At 62.4% G+C, this 16,293-nt stretch carries 18 protein-coding genes; 11 read left to right on the plus strand and 7 right to left on the minus strand.

Annotated features, from left to right (window positions below):
• Positions 1-13 precede the first annotated feature (13 nt).
• The 4 genes from V6657_RS18655 to V6657_RS18670 form a co-directional block, all read right to left on the minus strand.
• On the minus strand, positions 14-370 hold the full coding sequence (locus tag V6657_RS18655) for a flagellar protein FliT (RefSeq protein ID WP_048935568.1): 357 nt from the start codon (positions 368-370) through the stop codon (positions 14-16).
• Between the two features lie 59 nt (positions 371-429).
• Positions 430-858 carry a flagellar export chaperone FliS gene (gene fliS, locus V6657_RS18660; protein ID WP_048935569.1) on the minus strand — a complete coding sequence of 143 codons (429 nt, stop codon included), beginning with the start codon at positions 856-858 and terminating at the stop codon, positions 430-432.
• A gap of 62 nt (positions 859-920) precedes the next feature.
• Positions 921-2,963 carry a flagellar filament capping protein FliD gene (fliD, locus tag V6657_RS18665; RefSeq protein ID WP_048935570.1) on the minus strand — a complete coding sequence of 681 codons (2,043 nt, stop codon included), beginning with the start codon at positions 2,961-2,963 and terminating at the stop codon, positions 921-923.
• Positions 2,964-3,166: 203 nt separating this feature from the next.
• A complete protein-coding gene (locus V6657_RS18670; RefSeq protein ID WP_048935571.1) occupies positions 3,167-3,988 on the minus strand; it encodes a flagellin in 822 nt (273 codons plus the stop codon).
• Positions 3,989-4,392: 404 nt separating this feature from the next.
• On the opposite strand from V6657_RS18670, the gene V6657_RS18675 reads away from it, so the two are divergent.
• Entirely contained in the window at positions 4,393-5,028 is a 636-nt protein-coding gene (locus V6657_RS18675; RefSeq protein WP_048935603.1) for a response regulator transcription factor, read from the plus strand.
• Positions 5,029-5,162: 134 nt separating this feature from the next.
• Here V6657_RS18675 and V6657_RS18680 read toward each other — a convergent pair whose 3' ends face one another.
• Positions 5,163-6,902, minus strand: coding sequence for an EAL domain-containing protein (locus V6657_RS18680; RefSeq protein WP_048935604.1), 1,740 nt, complete (start codon positions 6,900-6,902; stop codon positions 5,163-5,165).
• A 502-nt stretch (positions 6,903-7,404) separates the two neighbouring features.
• Between V6657_RS18680 and fliL the strand changes: the two genes are divergently transcribed.
• The 10 genes from fliL (at position 7,405) to V6657_RS18730 (ending at position 13,581) form a co-directional block, all read left to right on the plus strand.
• On the plus strand, positions 7,405-7,902 hold the full coding sequence (fliL, locus tag V6657_RS18685; protein ID WP_048935572.1) for a flagellar basal body-associated protein FliL: 498 nt from the start codon (positions 7,405-7,407) through the stop codon (positions 7,900-7,902).
• 1 nt (position 7,903) lies between these two features.
• Positions 7,904-8,911, plus strand: coding sequence for a flagellar motor switch protein FliM (fliM, locus tag V6657_RS18690; RefSeq protein WP_048935573.1), 1,008 nt, complete (start codon positions 7,904-7,906; stop codon positions 8,909-8,911).
• Positions 8,901-9,353, plus strand: a complete 453-nt coding sequence (gene fliN / locus V6657_RS18695; RefSeq protein WP_048935574.1) for a flagellar motor switch protein FliN — start codon at positions 8,901-8,903, stop codon at positions 9,351-9,353. Before fliM ends, fliN begins: the two co-directional genes overlap by 11 nt.
• 69 nt (positions 9,354-9,422) lie before the next feature.
• Positions 9,423-9,812, plus strand: a complete 390-nt coding sequence (gene fliO / locus V6657_RS18700; protein ID WP_048935575.1) for a flagellar biosynthetic protein FliO — start codon at positions 9,423-9,425, stop codon at positions 9,810-9,812.
• Positions 9,809-10,558 carry a flagellar type III secretion system pore protein FliP gene (fliP, locus tag V6657_RS18705; RefSeq protein WP_048935576.1) on the plus strand — a complete coding sequence of 250 codons (750 nt, stop codon included), beginning with the start codon at positions 9,809-9,811 and terminating at the stop codon, positions 10,556-10,558. The genes fliO and fliP overlap by 4 nt, the downstream gene beginning before the upstream one ends.
• A gap of 9 nt (positions 10,559-10,567) precedes the next feature.
• On the plus strand, positions 10,568-10,837 hold the full coding sequence (fliQ, locus tag V6657_RS18710) for a flagellar biosynthesis protein FliQ (RefSeq protein ID WP_021193480.1): 270 nt from the start codon (positions 10,568-10,570) through the stop codon (positions 10,835-10,837).
• Positions 10,838-10,869: 32 nt separating this feature from the next.
• Positions 10,870-11,673, plus strand: a complete 804-nt coding sequence (gene fliR, locus V6657_RS18715; RefSeq protein ID WP_048935577.1) for a flagellar biosynthetic protein FliR — start codon at positions 10,870-10,872, stop codon at positions 11,671-11,673.
• Positions 11,674-11,728: 55 nt separating this feature from the next.
• Positions 11,729-12,076 carry a YkgJ family cysteine cluster protein gene (locus tag V6657_RS18720; protein WP_082170298.1) on the plus strand — a complete coding sequence of 116 codons (348 nt, stop codon included), beginning with the start codon at positions 11,729-11,731 and terminating at the stop codon, positions 12,074-12,076.
• A 252-nt stretch (positions 12,077-12,328) separates the two neighbouring features.
• Complete coding sequence (locus tag V6657_RS18725; protein ID WP_048935578.1) at positions 12,329-13,057, plus strand: 3-ketoacyl-ACP reductase FabG2; 729 nt, start codon at positions 12,329-12,331, stop codon at positions 13,055-13,057.
• 101 nt (positions 13,058-13,158) lie between these two features.
• A complete protein-coding gene (locus V6657_RS18730) occupies positions 13,159-13,581 on the plus strand; it encodes an ACT domain-containing protein (protein ID WP_048935579.1) in 423 nt (140 codons plus the stop codon).
• A 66-nt stretch (positions 13,582-13,647) separates the two neighbouring features.
• Here V6657_RS18730 and V6657_RS18735 read toward each other — a convergent pair whose 3' ends face one another.
• Together V6657_RS18735 and V6657_RS18740 are read right to left on the minus strand one after the other, a co-directional pair.
• The gene (locus V6657_RS18735; protein WP_048935580.1) at positions 13,648-14,439 is read right to left on the minus strand and encodes a fused MFS/spermidine synthase; all 792 of its coding nucleotides are present in this window, start codon (positions 14,437-14,439) and stop codon (positions 13,648-13,650) included.
• Between the two features lie 115 nt (positions 14,440-14,554).
• A complete protein-coding gene (locus tag V6657_RS18740) occupies positions 14,555-16,285 on the minus strand; it encodes a SulP family inorganic anion transporter (protein WP_048935581.1) in 1,731 nt (576 codons plus the stop codon).
• Positions 16,286-16,293 lie beyond the last annotated feature (8 nt).

Below are 16,293 nucleotides of genomic sequence, written 5' to 3' on the forward strand. Positions count from 1 at the left end.
GTGATCCTGTAGATCAGTAGCGTGCCATGCTGCCGTAGGCGTTGCTGGCAGTGTTGGCACGGCGTGCCGTGTCGATGCGCTTCTGCAGGCGATCCAGACGCGGATACACCATCGCGCGTACGCGGGCGTCGTCTTCAAGAATGCGCACGAGCAACGTACGTTTGCGCTCGATGTCGTCGCGTGACAGCGTAGGGTGCGGCTCAGAACGGCGCAGCGCATCCACATAGGCGGCGCTTTCGCTCTCCAGCGTACTGACGATCTCCCAGTTGCCCACTTCAGCAGCATTGACCATCTCGGCAGTCAGGCGCGCGATGGCTTCGTAGCAGACGAACAGACTTTCGCTGTCCTTGATCGGGATGTGGCGGTGCATGTTGGCTCCAGTTGGGCCGAATTCAATCAAAAAATCGCTTTACTGCGCGGCCAGCCGCGTCAGCTCACAACACTCAGACGGTTGCTGGGCGCCGCAGCACCCGGCTGACCGATGGCAAGCCAGGCTTCCTGCAACGACGCCAGCAGACCGTCAACTTCGGCAAGCATCGTCAGGTCGTTGGTGCCGTTGGCCACCACCAAACGGCGCATCATGTAATCGTACAGACCATTGAGCTGCGCGGCGATCTCGCCCCCACGCTTGTGGTCGAGACTGGCCTGCAGGCCCTGGCCAATGATCGAGATAGCCTTGTCAAAGGCACGCAGCTTGGTGGGCAGGTCGCCGCGCTCGATGGAGGCGGCGGCCAGCTTGACAGCGGCGCGTGCACCATCGAACAGCATGGCGATCAGCCGGTGCGGGTTAGCGTCAACCACAGACGTCTCGATACCGACTTGCGCATAGGCACCGATGGCGCGGCGTGCTGCGTACATGAAAAAGGTCCTCGCTGTGATCTTGTTATGGGTGGTGCTCAGGGTCGTGTTTCAACCCTGACTTAGTTGCTCTTGGTCTGGTTGGCGATGGCCGCGAGCTGCGTGGTCAGGTAGGTACTGGTATTCGTCATGCTGGCCACCGCTGCAGACAACGCATTGAACTGCGTGTAGTACAGGGCCTGCTTGTTGCTCAACTGCAGTTGCATGTTGGTGATCTGGCTGGCGATCGAGGTGAGCGAACTGTTGATCGCGTCCGTCTCGTTCTGCACCATGCCGTTGCTCGACAGCAGGTTGGTCATGACTGTGTTGAGCTGTGCGGCGTAGCCACGCTGCACTGTCACCGTGCCGCGGTTGCCCAGCGCACCGCCGGTCACCTGCACGGTCAGGCCATCGACGGCCGTGCCGGTGGCGCCATACAGGTTCTGACCCGAACTTGTAGCCGCCACGCCGTTGATGGTGCCCTGCACATCTTGGCCGTTCGTTGCAGTGGGGCTACCGAACAGAGACGAAGCGCCATTGCCCGACACCGACACCGCCGAGATCGAACCAAACTGGTTGTCGGTAACCGACAGCACGCCGCTGGCGTTGGCCGAAACCGACGCGGTGACCTTGGCGGACTGCAGGCTCGACGACGCGTTGATCTGGCTCTGGATCTGCGCAGCCAGGCCAGCAGCGCTGTAGCTGCCAGCCGGCACCGTCACGTTGACGGCGATGCCGCTGATATTGAAGGCCAGCGTGTCGTTCGTGCCGGCCGTGATGGTCGTGTTGGCTGCCGCCGAGCCCGTGAGCGAGCCCTGCGTGGCCAGTTGCGTCACGTTGACGGCGTAGCTGCCTGACTGCGTGGTATCCGAGAAGGTCGGCACGTTGACCAGCGCATCCGTAGCCGTACCAGTGCCGGCAAACAAGCCAGCCACCTGGCTGGGCGATGCGGCAATAGCCGCCGACAGCGTGGTGTTGTTGATCGACAGCGTGCCGTCGGAATTCATCGTCACGCCCACGCTGCCCAACGACTGGTAATTGCCACTACCGACCGCCTGGCCCAGCACGTCCGTAATCTGGTTGATGAGCGTTTTGGTGCTCACATCGCCAGCCAGCGGGCCATTGTTGGCCGCGTTGCTGGTGTCGATGTTGGTGAGCGAATTCAGTTGCGTGCGCAGCGCGTTGTAGCCGTTCACGAAGTTCGTGACGGCTGTGGTCGTGGCGGTCGGGTCATTCGCCACCGTCACGGTGGTGCTGCCGGTCTTGGCCAGCGTGAACGACGTGCCAGTCACCACGTTGGACAACGTGTTGGTCGGGCTCTGCACAGCAATGCCATTGATCGTGGCCTGGGCGTTCTGGCCCGTGGTCACCTCGGTCATGTTCTGCGTGCCGGCCGGATCTTGCGAGAGCAGCGAAGACAGCGTCGAATCGCCCGACACGGAGATCTTCATCTCCGAGTTGGAGCCGCCCGCCGTGGAGGTCAGCACCAGGCGGTACGGGTTGCCGCTGCCATCATTGACGATGCTGGCCGACACACCCAGGTTGGCCGAGTTGATCGCATCACGAATGCCGGCCAACGTATTGTTGGACGAATTGATCGTGATCGAACCGCCCGGCAGGCTGCCGTTCTGTGTGAACGTGGAGCCCGTGTACTTGCCGCTGGAGAAGCTGCCGCCCGACACCGTGCCGAACGAGAAGGAGATCGTGGTGGACGTGCCGCTACCGATGGACGTCGTGGTGGACGTCTGCCCTTGCGCTGCCAGCACCTGCGATTGCGCAAGCTGCGTCACATTGACGGCGTAGGAGCTGGCCGCGGCCGAGCCGGTGACCGACGCGCTCAACACCGATGTGTCGTAGCCGCTCGCCTTCATGGAGCTGTAGTTCGACAGGCTGCTCAGGTTCGACAGCGCAGTCTGGAAGGTCGACAGCGAACTCTTGAGCGTACCCACGGCCGAGAGCTGCGTCTGGTACGAGCTCTGCTGGGTCTGCAACTGTGTCAGTGGCCGGCTTTCCACGCTCATCAGGCTGGAGACCAGCGTGTTGACGTCGATGCTCGTCCCAATACCGGGGATCGAGATCGGCGGTACGTAGTTGCTGGTGGTGGAAGAGGTCGTTGTGGTCGCCATGATCGAATCTGGTGAGCGGCTGCTTGGCGGGAAGTCTTTCTTCTCAACGGCAGTGCCTGCCACTTCTTTAGGGCATGGCGCCCATACGCCACCCCTGATGAAGGGGGGTATCCGACCAAAGAAAAAGGCCGGCGCCCCGAAGAGCGCCGGCCTTTGTCCCAGCCGTCTGTCGCCAGACAGGCCGGGCCAGTATCAGCCTGCTATTAGCCCTTCAGCAGGTTCAGGATGCTGTTCGGTGCCGAGTTGGCTTGCGCCAGCATGGCCGTACCCGCTTGCTGCAGGATGTTCTGACGCGTCATGTTCGACGTTTCCGACGCATAGTCCGTATCGATCAAGGACGACTTGGCAGCCGACAGCGCAGTGTTGTTCGACGTCAGCGTGTTGATGGTCGAGGTCAGACCACTTTGCTGAGCACCCAGGCTGGCGCGAGCTGCCTTCAGGTTGGTCAGGTCGGTGGCGATGGCGGCTTGGGCTGCCGTGGCGTTGGCGGCGCTGGTCACGCTCGTACCAGCCAGCGTGCCGAAGGTCGACAGGTTGGCGTTGGAGACCGTGGTCACATCGGTCGCCGCATTCTGGCCGTACTGGAACGCCGTGGACGTGACCGAACCGTCGAACAGCTTGTTGCCGTTGTAGTTCGCGTTGGTCTCGATGTTCTTGTTGGCGGTGGCCAGCTTCTGGTATTCCTTGTCCAGGTTGGCCTGGTCGGTGGTCGACAGACCGCCGTTGTTGGCTTCCACAGCCAGCTGGTTCATACGCTGCAGGTTGCTTTCAACTTGGCTCAGGTACGAGTCGGCCGTTTGCAGATACGACATCGCCTGGTTGGAGTTCTGGATACCTTGCGTTTGCGAGTTCAGCGTGGTGGTCAGGCTGGAGGCCACAGCGTAAGCGGCGGCATCGTCCTGGGCGCTGTTCACGCGCAGGCCGGTCGACAGACGTTGCAGCGACGTGTGCAGAGCGTTCTGCGATTCCGACAGAGCTTGCTGCGTTTGCAGGGACGAGATGTTGGTATTAAGGCTGAGGGACATGACGGCTCCTAAGTTTCCCGATGGCGTTGTTGCCCGTTTGGTTGCTCGTTCCGGCTAGGCCGGGCAACGTGACCTGCAACTTGAAGGGGATCAGGTCTGCGTTGTACTCAGGTTATCGGTGGCCGCGGCAGAAAGTTTAGGGGCAACTTGACAAATTTGTGCGCGAGCGGCGGTTTGGCTCCGGCGGCACCTCCTACTTCCGCCCCCCACCAAAAGAGGCGCCGGGCCGCCTTCTTGGCAGATACGCGCTCGGCTATACTCGATCGACCAGTTCAGAGGCGCCCGCATCCCTGTATAGAGAGCGCCATCGCACAGATGGGGAGTTGCAAGCCCGCCGGACCAGCCCAAAACCTGCCGGCGGTTAGAAGAGCTCAAGTCGAGCCCGTTTGACCGCAACGCCCACCATGCTTAACGTTCTGATTGTCGAACCGCACGATATTGCCCGTGCCGGCTTGCGCCAAATCCTCAAGGATTCACGCCTGGCCCGGCAGATCGAGGCTGTACCCGACCTGCACAACACCAACCAAGACCTGCTTGCCGAACGCGAGTGGGACGTCATGCTGTTCTCGGTGGAATCTGCCACCGGTGACGAATTCCTGACCATCAAGGCCGTCCGCCAGCAGCATGCGCGCCTGGCCGTGCTGGCACTGGGTCGCCACCCCGAGGCGCTGCTGGCCGTGCGCGCACTCAAGGCCGGCGCATCCGGTTATCTGCCGATGGACGCCAGCCAGCCGCAGTTGCTCGCGGCCGTCAACGCCATCTCCAAGGGCAAGAAGTACCTGCCCTCCGACCTGGTGGAAGTGCTGGCCGACAACCTGAACGTCGACTGGGACAAGCCCCGCCACGACGTCCTGTCCGACCGGGAATTCCAGACTCTGCGCATGCTCGGCTCCGGCCGCACGCTAAGCGAGATTGCCGAGGCACTGCAGATCAGCGCCAAGACGGTCAGCGTGTATCGGGGGCGGGTACTCTCGAAGATGAAGCTGCGCAACAACGCCGAGGTGACCATGTACGTGGTCAGCAACGGCTTGCAGCTATAGGTTGCCCTGCAAAGCTACTGCGCGATCCGATCTTGGCTCTGCGATGCTCGCCGTACGCGTGTACGGCTGCGCTTCTCGAACCAACCGCGGACCGCTCGCTACGCTTTTCAGGGCATCCTAAAAAAGATCGAAAATCACAGGAGACGTGGCTCGCGCAACCCACAGCGGCGCACGTTCTCGCGCACCAACTCCTGCACGGCGGAAGGCTCCAGCGGCCGCGTGAGCAGGTAGCCTTGATACTCGTCGCAGCCGACTTCGCGCAGGAAATCGAGTTGCCCGGCGGTCTCCACGCCCTCCGCCACGGTCTTCATGCCCATCGCCTGCGCCATCATGATGATGGCCCGCGTGATGGCGGCACGCTCGGCCACGTGCGGTAAATCCTGCACGAATGAGCGGTCGATCTTGAGCGTGTCGATCGGGAAACGGTGCAGATACGACAGCGATGAATATCCGGTGCCGAAATCGTCCAGCGCCAGCGACACCCCCATCGCGCGCAGCTCGGTCAGCAGCGCATGCAGCGACGGATCATCGCGGATCAGGATGCCCTCGGTCATCTCCAGCTCGACTGCGTCACCGGGCAAGCCGCTGGTGGACAACGCCCCGCGCACCATGGTACTGAGCTGCCCCGAGCTGAAAGCCTGCCCTGACAAGTTGATCGACATGCGCAGTTGCGGCAGCCCGATGCGGCGCCAGCGTGCAAGTTGATCGCAAGCGGCGCGCAGGATCCAGCGGTCGATCTCGACGATCAGGCCGGTTTCTTCCGCATCCTGGATGAACTGGCCGGGCATCATGCGGCCGAAGTCTGCCGAGTTCCAGCGGATCAGCGCCTCGACGCTGACGATGCGGCCGCTCTTCACGTCCACGCGCGGCTGGTAGTCGGCGTAGAACTCGTTGCGGTCGCTGGCGCGGCGCAGGCCCGATTCAATGCGGAACCGGCGCGAAACACGGTCGTCCAGATCGCTGGTAAACGTCTGAAAATTATTGCGGCCGCGCTCCTTGGCCAGATACATGGCCGCGTCGGCCTTGCGCAGCAAGGTGTTGGGGTCGTCGCCGTCGTGGGGTGCCACGGCAATGCCGATCGACACGCCCAGGAACAACTCCTGCCCTTCAATGTAGAACGGCGCGCTGATGGCCGAGAGAATGCGCTCGGCCACGCGGCGCGTGCCCAGGCCGTCGAGCGATTCGAGCATGACGACGAATTCGTCGCCGCCCAGGCGCGCCACTGTGTCGGCCTCACGCGCACAGGCCTGCAGGCGGGCCGCCACTTCACGCAGCAGCATGTCGCCAAACTGGTGGCCCAGCGTGTCGTTGACGTTCTTGAAGCGATCCAGATCCAGGAACATGACCGAGACGCGCGTACGGTTGCGGCGCGCGATGGCCAGTGCGTGCTCCAGGCGGTCTTCCAGCGCGGAGCGGTTCAGCAAGCCGGTCAGCGTGTCGTGCGTGGCCAGATGCCGGATGCGCTGCTGCGCCTCGCGGATCTGCGTAATGTCGACCAGCGACACCAGCACGGAGTACGGCGGCATGCCCGCATTGGATCCAGCCGCCGGCACCGCAGTCATCGCGTGGCCGCCCTCGGTGTACAGCGGCGTCCAGTTGCTCGACACCCACACGGTGCGCCCGTCCTGGCAATGCAGCCCGAAAATCTGGTTCAACTGCGGCAGGCCTTCGGCCATCACGTCGATGTCGGGCCAGTCGGCGTCGTGGATCGGCGTCTCAAACTCGTCAACGGCCGACAACACCACCTGCGGCAGCGTGCGGCCAATCAGATCGGCCACCGGCACACCCAGCAAGCGCGCGGCGCTGGGGTTGGCGTAGGTCACGCGCCGCTGGCCGTCGCACACCAGAATGCCCTCTGTCAGCGCGTTGACCATCGACAGCAGATCGAGCTTCGGGCAGAAGCCTGGTGGCTCGCCGCGTGCCGGACAGTCAGCCGGCAGCCCGTCGGCATCGACGGCGCCAAGAGCAGCTCGGGTGGGAAAGGGCAAGGAATTCAAGACGGCTTCCGGCAGGACGTGTGTGCGGCGCCGAAACCTGCCCGGCGCCCTTTGCAGAACTACAACGGCACGCACGGGCAAATCTTTCGGGCCGACATCACTTTTACGCAGCGGTGTGCGCGCCGGGAGATGAGGAAGGCGCATGGGGACGAGATATGCCACCATAAAGTGACTTATGAATTACTTTTCGATAACCAGATTCCCCCATCTCTTTGCCGCAAACCCCCGAGATAGACGGGATTGACCGCGTTTCTTGCCGGAATGAGCTGGACAGAGGTGAGGAAGAATGCCATCCGAGAACCCGACTCTGGAATTTCCGAATTTCGAGCCGGGCAGGTCTTCCCCCCGATCGTTGTCCCATTAGCTCCGAGTGATCCCCATGGCCGAAGCCGCTGCCGCCACGACTGCCCCCGCCCCTGCTGCCAAGGGCGGCTCCACCAAGCTGCTGCTGATCATCCTGATCGTGCTCGTGCTCGTCGGCATGGGCGGCGCCGCTGCCTGGTTCTTCCTGGGAGGCGCCAACCACGCCGCGTCCCCCGCCGCACCGGCCAAGCCCAAAGAGCCGGTGTTCGTGCCAATGGATACCCTGACCGTCAACCTCAAGCCCGAGGAAGGCAACGATCGCTATCTGCAGATCGGTATCACCTTCAAGAGTTTTGACAAGCACGCAGAAGAAGGCATCAAGACCTACACGCCCGAACTGCGCAGCCGAATCCTGACGCTGCTGGCCAGCAAGTCGCCCACCGAGCTGTATCCGGCAGAGGGCAAGGCCGCGCTGGCCAAGGAAATCGTCGAACAATGCGAGCAGGTGTTCAAGGCTGTCGGCAAGGAATCGCCGGTGGCGGACGTCCTGTTCACCAACTTCGTGATTCAGTGACATGCTCAAGGAAGAGTTTCTTTCCCAGGAGGAGATCGATGCGCTCCTCAAGGGCGTCACCAACGAGGTCGACGAGGAACCTGTCGCGGCCGACCCGTCTGGTGTACGCACCTACAACCTGGGCTCTCAGGAGCGCATCGTCCGTGGGCGCATGCCCACGCTGGAAATCATCAACGAGCGGTTTGCGCGCAACTGGCGCCTGGGGTTGTTCAACTTCATGCGCCGCAATGCGGAAATCTCCGTTGGGCCGGTGAAGGTCCAGAAGTACAGCGAGTTCATCCGCAACCTGGTCGTGCCGGCCGCCATCAACCTCGTGCACGTCAAGCCGCTGCGCGGCACGGCGCTGTTCGTGTTCGACCCCAACCTGATCTTCCTGGTGGTCGACAACCTGTTCGGTGGCGACGGGCGCTTCCACATGCGCGTGGAAGGCCGTGACTTTACCGATGTGGAGCAGCGCATCATCCAGCGCATGCTGCAGCTCGTGTTCGAGCACTACGCCAAGGCCTGGCAACCGATCTACCCGATCGAGTTCGAAGCGCTGCGCATGGAAATGCACACCGAGTTTGCCAACGTGGCCACGCCCAACGAGGTGGTCGTCAGCACCAGCTTCAGTGTGGAGCTGGGCAGCAACGGCGGCGACGTGCACATCTGCATGCCCTACACGATGATCGAGCCGATCCGCGACCGGCTCACCTCCGCCATCCAGGGCGAGGCGCTGGAAGTGGACAAGCGCTGGGTTCGCCTGCTCTCGCAGCAGGTGCAAACCGCCGAGGTGGAACTGATTGCAGCCCTGACCACCGCCCGCGTGCAGTTTTCCGACCTCCTGAACATGAAGGTGGGTGATGTCCTGCCGGTTGAGCTGGACGATTTCGTGACCGCCAAGGTAGACGGCGTGCCCGTCATGGAATGCAGCTACGGCACCTTCAACGGTCAATACGCCCTGCGGGTCAACCGCATGCTGAATATGAGCGGCAGTGAATCTGCCATGGAGTCTGAAGATGACAACTGAACCGACCATGAACCCCGAGACCAGCGCCGACGACATCGATGTCGAGATGACGATGGAAGAGGCCATGGCACTGGAGGCAGCACAACGTGCAGCCGCCAATCCGCCGGCAGCCACGCCAGCCACCGATTCGGTGTTCAAGCCGCTGGTTGTCGATAACCCCAGTGCGGCCGGCAACACGCGCAACGACATCGACATGATCCTGGACATCCCCGTGCAGTTGACGGTGGAGCTGGGCCGCACCAAGGTGCCCATCAAGAACCTGCTGCAACTGGCACAGGGCTCGGTGGTGGAGCTGGACGCACTGGCCGGCGAGCCGATGGACGTGCTCGTCAACGGCTACCTGATCGCCCAGGGCGAAGTGGTGGTCGTGAACGAGAAGTTCGGTATCCGCCTGACCGACATCATCACGCCGTCCGAACGTATCCGTAAGTTGAACCGCTGAGTTGAACCACCCAGCGTCATACACGACGCACCCTGCGCAACCACTGCTCCCCCCGGGCAAGGTATTGAAATGAACCATGCAGTTGATTGGGCCCGCACCTTGGGCGGCCTGTTTGTCGTATTGGCCATGATCGTGGCAGCCGGCTGGCTGCTGCGCAGGCTGCAACAGCGTGCGGGCATGGGCCCTGGGCGCCGCAGCCAGGTCATCTCGGTGGTGGCGCAGCAGATGCTGGGCGCCCGCGAGAAAGTCGTGGTGGTGGAAGTGGATGGCACGTGGCTGGTGCTGGGCGTTACCCAGCACAACGTCCAGACGCTGCACACGCTGCCACGGCCCATTGAGCCCGCCACGCCAGCCGAGCCGAATACTAACTCCGGCGATGGCTCCAATACCAAACCCCCTTCCTTTGCGGATGCACTGGCCGTCCAGGTCAAGCGCCACCTGACGGGGAAGTCGGAATGAACATGCGTGCTGTTTTCCGTTACCTAGCTGCGCTGGCCCTGCTGTGTGCCGCGCCCGCCGTGTTTGCGCAGGCGCAACCCGGCCTGCCGCTGCTCTCCGGCACTGCTGGCGGGCAGAGCTACACGCTGCCGGTGCAGACGCTGATCTTTCTCACGTCGCTGGGCTTCCTGCCGGCCATCATCCTGATGATGAGCAGCTTCACGCGCATCGTCATCGTGCTGTCGTTGCTGCGCCATGCGCTGGGCACGCAGACCACGCCGCCCAACCAGGTGCTGATTGGGCTGGCGCTGTTTCTCACGTTCTTCGTCATGTCCCCGGTGCTCGACAAGGTGTACACCGACGCCTACGTGCCACTGCGCGACAGCAAGATCACCGTAGAACAGGCCATGGACACGGCCGCCACCCCGCTGCGCCAGTTCATGCTCAAGCAGACGCGCGAGCCGGACCTCGCCCTGTTCGTCAAGATGGGCAACATGCCGCCCATCGCCAGCCCCGAGCAGACGCCCATGCGCGCGCTCATTCCCGCCTTTGTCACCAGCGAGCTGAAGAGCGCGTTCCAGATCGGGTTTGCCATCTTCATCCCGTTCCTGGTGATCGACATCGTGGTGGCGGCCGTGCTGATGTCGATGGGGATGATGATGGTCACGCCGTCGATCTTCTCGCTGCCGTTCAAGATCATGCTGTTCGTGCTGGTGGATGGCTGGCACCTGCTGCTGGGCTCGCTGGCCCAGAGCTTTGTGCAATAAGGAGCCGCCATGACACCCGAGTACGTATTGGATATGGCGCGCCAGGCGATGCAGGTCGCCATGATGGTGGGCGCGCCGATGCTGTTGGTGTCGCTCGTGGTCGGCCTGCTGATGGCGGTGTTCCAGGCTGCCACGCAGCTCAACGAGCAATCGCTGTCGTTCATTCCCAAGCTGGTGGCCGTGGCCGCCACCATGATCCTGGCGGGCCCCTGGCTCGTGAGCGTGATCGTCGACTACACGCGCGATCTGCTCACCAACATCCCCAACTACGTCAATTGACGTAGGCACTCCGCACCGCCAATCGCGCCACCATGATCCAGTTCACCGCCACCCAGCTCAACGGCTGGATCGCCATGTACTGGTGGCCGCTCGTGCGCATTCTGGCGTTCATCGCCATCGCACCGCCGTTTGCCAACACGGAAGTGCCGATGTCGATCAAGGTGGCGTTCGGCGTGATCCTCACAGTGGCGCTGGCACCGATCCTGCCGGTGCCGCCTGGCGTGTCCGTGGGCTCATACGAGGGGCTGTGGATCACCCTGCTGCAAGTGGCGATCGGGCTGTCGCTCGGGTTTTGTGTGCAGCTCGTGTTCAGCGCCATCAGCGGTGCGGGTGAGCTGATGTCGATACAGATGGGCCTGGGCTTTGCCACACTGATCGACCCGCAGCAGACCGAAAGCAGCATGCTGCTCGGCCGCTTCCTCAATCTCACGGCCCTCACCGCCTTCATTGCCGGCGACGGGCACCTTGTGCTGCTGCACGCCCTGTTCGACAGCTTTACTGCCCTGCCCGTTTCTGCTGCGCCGCTGGCCAACCCCGGCTGGCAGGCACTGGCCGAAGGCGGCACCATCGCCTTTGCACTGGCCGTGCGCGTCGCCCTGCCGATCATCGCCATCATGATGATCGTCAACCTGGCCTTTGCCGTGCTCGCACGCACCGCTCAGGCGCTCAACCCGTTTGCCGTGGGCATTTCCGCCACGCTGGTGGTGGGGCTGATGTTAGTGATGGTGATGATGACGTCGCTGGCGCCGGTGGTGGAGCGCTCGGTCATGAATGCGTTGGAGTTGAGTGGGCAGGCGTTTGGGCAGTTCGGGCAAAATCGGGCGTTACCTCGCTGATGCAACCCGTCATCAAGGGTGTAATCGACGTCCGCCCTTCCCGCGCTATCCACCAATGAATAGTCAAAGAATTCGATTTCTTCGCCAACGTATTCCCACTTTCGAGTGCGTCCCTGGATGCCACGACTGTTGCGGGCCCGTAACAGCCTCGACGGAAGAAATGTCGAGGCTTCCCGTCAAGAGCGACAGCGAACACGAAACCGCACTGGCAAACCTGAGTTGCCCGCATCTCGATGCCAAGGGATGCAGCGTGTATTCGGAACGCCCGTTGATTTGTCGATTATTTGGGACAACTCCACGACTCGCCTGCCCGAACGGGAAGCGGCCAGACAAGATGATCGATCCGGACATTGAAGCGGAGATTCACCGCTTCTTTGCAGAGACACGTCACGTGCTGGTCTGAGGCAACGCGGCGTAACGAGGGTTCCACGCCTCGATCGCTTCCTCCATGGCACTGAAAGCGACACGGCGCAGTGTGGTGACGCGCGCTTCGTCAAAGCAAGGGCAGACCTATCAATCAGATTCCGCCGTACCCATCTTCCCGAGATGCCAGTCGGAACATGCTCGGCGCGGCTTCCTGAAATTTGCCTGAGCCACGGTGTTAGTCTTGGGCAATCACACGTTTCCAAGCGTCACCGAAAAGGAGTCTCACCACATGAGCCGCCGTGTTCTTGTGACGGGCGCAAGCCGTGGCATTGGCCGCGCGATCGCCTACCAACTGGCATCTGACGGGTTCGACGTCTCGGTCCATTGCCGCAGCGGCCGCAAAGAGGCCGAGGCCGTCGTGGCCGACATTCAAGCGCAGGGCGGCACTGCCCACGTCTTGCAGTTCGACGTGCGCGACCGCAATGCCTGCCGCACGCAGCTCGAAGCCGACGTTGAAGCGCACGGCGCGTACTACGGCATCGTCCTGTGCGCGGGTGTAACGCGCGATGCCGCCTTCCCCGCCCTGACCGACGAAGACTGGGACATCGTGCTGGAAACGGGCCTGGACGGTTTCTACAACGTCGTGCACCCGCTCACCATGCCGATGGTGCGTGCGCGCCAGGGCGGGCGCATTGTCACCATTGCCTCCGTCTCGGGGGTGATGGGCAATCGCGGGCAGGTCAACTACAGCGCGGCCAAGGCCGGGTTGATTGGCGCGACGAAGGCACTGGCCGTGGAGCTGGCCTCGCGCAAGATCACCGTCAATTGCGTGGCGCCCGGGCTGATCGAAACCGAAATGCTGGCCCACATGGAACACATGGATCAGGCCCTGCAGGCCGTGCCGATGAACCGCGTTGGCCAACCGGCGGAGGTGGCTGCGGTGGTGGGCTTTCTGATGTCGGATGCCGCCTCCTATGTCACGCGGCAGTTGATTGGCGTGAATGGCGGGATGATCTGATCTCCGCAAAGCACTGGATGCCTATACTGCATTGCTAAGACGCTCCCCCGCAGTACGCGATGTCATGCGACGTTGACCAAACGAAGCAAGGAGACATGACAATGGACCTCATCGTGGAGCAAGTGGAAGTCTGGGCAGCCAGCATTCCAGACAAGCCAGGTGGCCTGGCAACGGTCTTGACGACCCTGCGCGATGCCGGGGCCGATCTGCAGTGGATCATCGCGCGCCGCAGCCCCGACAGACTCGGCGAAGGCGTTGTCTTCATCACCCCACTGCAAGGCGATCACGAAATGCAGGCCGCGGCGGTGGCGGGCTTCAACGTTTCGCAAAAACAGCACTGCGTTCGTGTCACGGGCCGCAATCAGCCAGGCATTGCCGCGGCACTGACCGAGGACCTTGCCGAGGCCGGAATCAACCTCCGGGGCTTCTCAGCCGCAGCGATCGACTCGCAGTTCGTTGCCTACATTGCAGTTGACTCGCAAGAGGCGGTTGACAAGGCAATGGCTGTTCTTAAGGCTGTCTGATCGCTTGAACGGCGCTGGCCAACCAGGGCGGCGCGGACCGCAAGTGCATCAAAGGCCCCGGATCCGTCAGAATGCGCGATCCACCGTCGGCCGCCCACGCTGCTTCAGATGATGTGCCGCCGAGCACAAGTCCAGCACATGCTGTGTCTCCAGACTTTGCGCACGCGTGAGCAACGCGTTCAGCGGTGGGAGTTTCCCCTTCCAGGCCAGCAAGGTGTAGTTGCCGCCATCCTCGGAAAGCCAGATGGAGAAGGACTCGCCGAACGCAGTGCGGACTTCGTCCAGGTAGAACGGAATATCCGGGTCCGTCTCCAGGAAATTGGCAACCAGCACGCCATTGTCTGCAAGCCGTGCGCGGCAATCCGCATAGAACTCCGCCGTGCCCAGTTGCGCGGGCATGCCGTATGCCAGGAAGCCATCGACCAAAATCACATCCGGCCGCGCCTCTTGGCCTTTGACGTATTCGACGCCATCGGCACAGACCACCTCGAAGCGACCGTCATCCGGCGGAATCTGGAACGCATTGCGCAAGGCGATCACGGACGGGTCGATCTCGATCGCCACCACTTTCGTATCGGGAAGATGGTGATAGCAGTACTTGGCCAGCGAGCCGCCACCCAAACCAATGATCGAAATCCGGGCAGGCGCCGGGTGCAAGAGCAAGAAGCTCATCATCGTCCGGGTATAGCCGAGCACCAGCTTGTTGGGCGCATGCCTGAGCATGAGGCTCTGGATTGCCTGCTCATCGAAATGCAGTGAAATGATCGGCCCTGATTCCAGCACCACGGGTTTCCCATCACTGGGAGAATCAACAGGAAACGCCATGTCTGCGTCAAGGAAGGCGCTGGAGGGGTCCATCGGGTGTTCTCAATCAAATATCCGCAACGGTGGCAAGGTTACAGCACCACGCCATAGCCCCCGGAATCCGAGACAACCCGCTTCAATTGCCCCCGAGCGATCTCGGCGGCCTCGGCTACCGGTTCAACCACTCCTCCCGGCTGACTTTGAGCACCGCTTCAGCCTGCCTGGATAGCGCTGCCTGGTGCTCGCGAGCGGCGTCCTCGCTGGAGCCGATCAGCACATCGCACCGGGCGATGGCAGCAGCAAAGCTGTCCTGATAGTTGTCGTGCCCAACAGCGGCCAGGATGCCCGCCTTCTCCAGCTTGCCCCTGACCCGATCGTTCGCTTCGCTGACCAGCACCGTGATGCTGCGTTTCTCCAGCTTGGCGATCACTTCCTCCAGGGTGAGTAGCCCGGTCATGTCGATAAACGGCACGCGTTTGAGCCGCAGAATCAGCACTCGCGGGTCTGCGTGGGTCTGACTCAAGGCGCGCTCGAAATTTTCGACCGCTCCGAAGAAGAACGGGCCGTCGATCGCGTAGACCAGCACGCTGGGTGGCAATTGCATCTGCCCCAATTCGGTACCGAGCTGCTGGACGGACTGCTGCGACACTTCAACCGACGAGGCCATCCGCCGCAAGAACTGCAGCGTGGCCAGGATGACGCCGATGTTGACCGCCACCACCAGATCGGCAAACACCGTCAGGAAAAACGTCATCAGCAGAATCGCGACATCGGCACGTGGTGCACGCCGAGTCATCCGCGCAAAGTGTCGGACCTCGCTCATGTTGTAGGCCACCACGAACAGGATCGCCGACAACGCCGCCAGCGGCACCTTCGACGCCAACGGCGCAAGCAGGAGGAGGATCGCAACCAGCGTCAGCGCGTGCACGATGCCTGCCAAGGGGCTGTTCCCTCCGTTGCGGATGTTCGTTGCCGTACGGGCAATCGCGCCAGTCGCCGCGAAGCCGCCAAAGAGGGGCGCCGCGATATTGGCAAGCCCCTGACCAATCAGCTCCTGGTTCGCGTCGTGGCGGGTCCCGGCCATGCCATCGGCCACCACCGCCGACAGCAGCGACTCAATCGCACCCAGCATCGCAATCGTAAAAGCGGGGCCGACCAGTTCGACGACGCGCGTCATGGTCACGTTGGGCAAGGTGATGTTGGGCAGGCCTTGTGGAAGGCCGCCGAAGGTGCTGCCAATGGTGGCCACGCCATCGAAGTGGAATGTTGCCTGCAGTGCGGTGACGACAACCATCGCCACCAGTGGACCAGGCACCCGCTTAAGACGAGCAAAGCGCGGGGTGAGGATGACCAGCAACAGGCTTGCGATGGCCAATGCCGTAGTTGCGGGATGCAGATGCGGCAGGGCTTGCAGCGTATGCCAGAGCTTGTCGTGGAAATGTGCCCCAGACGGTTTGGGTAGCCCGAAAAAATCGGGCCATTGCCCCACCCAGATAATGACGCCGATCCCCGTCGTAAAGCCGACGATGACTGGGGCCGGGATGAACTTGATGACCGTCCCCAGCCGGGCGGCGCCCATCCCCACCAGAATGATGCCCGCCATCAGCGTGGCGATCTGAAGACCATCGATGCCATGCGCGGCCGTGACACCCGACAGGATCACGATGAATGCACCCGTCGGCCCTGCGATCTGCATACGGCTGCCACCGAAGGCGGAAACCAGCAGGCCAGCGACGATGGCGGTATAGAGCCCCTGCTCAGGCTTTGCGCCGGAGGCAATGGCAAAGGCCATCGCCAGCGGTAACGCCACGACGCCGACGACCAAGCCGGAGATCACGTTGGGCAGCCAATTCTGGCGTCGCAGCAATCCAGCGCGATAAGCTTCTTGCAGTGCGATCATGGATGTGT

This window comes from Ralstonia sp. RRA (assembly GCF_037023145.1).
Classification (GTDB): domain Bacteria; phylum Pseudomonadota; class Gammaproteobacteria; order Burkholderiales; family Burkholderiaceae; genus Ralstonia.

Coding starts and splice junctions, on each gene's coding strand:
- V6657_RS18735 (WP_048935580.1), bottom strand. CDS start 14,439: ATGGACCCCTCCAGCGCCTTCCTTGACGCAGACATGGCGTTTCCTGTT.
- V6657_RS18720 (WP_082170298.1), top strand. CDS start 11,729: ATGAATAGTCAAAGAATTCGATTTCTTCGCCAACGTATTCCCACTTTC.
- fliS (WP_048935569.1), bottom strand. CDS start 858: ATGTACGCAGCACGCCGCGCCATCGGTGCCTATGCGCAAGTCGGTATC.
- fliR (WP_048935577.1), top strand. CDS start 10,870: ATGATCCAGTTCACCGCCACCCAGCTCAACGGCTGGATCGCCATGTAC.
- fliN (WP_048935574.1), top strand. CDS start 8,901: ATGACAACTGAACCGACCATGAACCCCGAGACCAGCGCCGACGACATC.
- fliL (WP_048935572.1), top strand. CDS start 7,405: ATGGCCGAAGCCGCTGCCGCCACGACTGCCCCCGCCCCTGCTGCCAAG.
- V6657_RS18725 (WP_048935578.1), top strand. CDS start 12,329: ATGAGCCGCCGTGTTCTTGTGACGGGCGCAAGCCGTGGCATTGGCCGC.
- fliM (WP_048935573.1), top strand. CDS start 7,904: ATGCTCAAGGAAGAGTTTCTTTCCCAGGAGGAGATCGATGCGCTCCTC.
- V6657_RS18670 (WP_048935571.1), bottom strand. CDS start 3,988: ATGTCCCTCAGCCTTAATACCAACATCTCGTCCCTGCAAACGCAGCAA.
- fliQ (WP_021193480.1), top strand. CDS start 10,568: ATGACACCCGAGTACGTATTGGATATGGCGCGCCAGGCGATGCAGGTC.
- V6657_RS18675 (WP_048935603.1), top strand. CDS start 4,393: ATGCTTAACGTTCTGATTGTCGAACCGCACGATATTGCCCGTGCCGGC.
- fliP (WP_048935576.1), top strand. CDS start 9,809: ATGAACATGCGTGCTGTTTTCCGTTACCTAGCTGCGCTGGCCCTGCTG.
- V6657_RS18740 (WP_048935581.1), bottom strand. CDS start 16,285: ATGATCGCACTGCAAGAAGCTTATCGCGCTGGATTGCTGCGACGCCAG.
- fliO (WP_048935575.1), top strand. CDS start 9,423: ATGAACCATGCAGTTGATTGGGCCCGCACCTTGGGCGGCCTGTTTGTC.
- V6657_RS18655 (WP_048935568.1), bottom strand. CDS start 370: ATGCACCGCCACATCCCGATCAAGGACAGCGAAAGTCTGTTCGTCTGC.
- fliD (WP_048935570.1), bottom strand. CDS start 2,963: ATGGCGACCACAACGACCTCTTCCACCACCAGCAACTACGTACCGCCG.
- V6657_RS18680 (WP_048935604.1), bottom strand. CDS start 6,902: ATGGTCAACGCGCTGACAGAGGGCATTCTGGTGTGCGACGGCCAGCGG.
- V6657_RS18730 (WP_048935579.1), top strand. CDS start 13,159: ATGGACCTCATCGTGGAGCAAGTGGAAGTCTGGGCAGCCAGCATTCCA.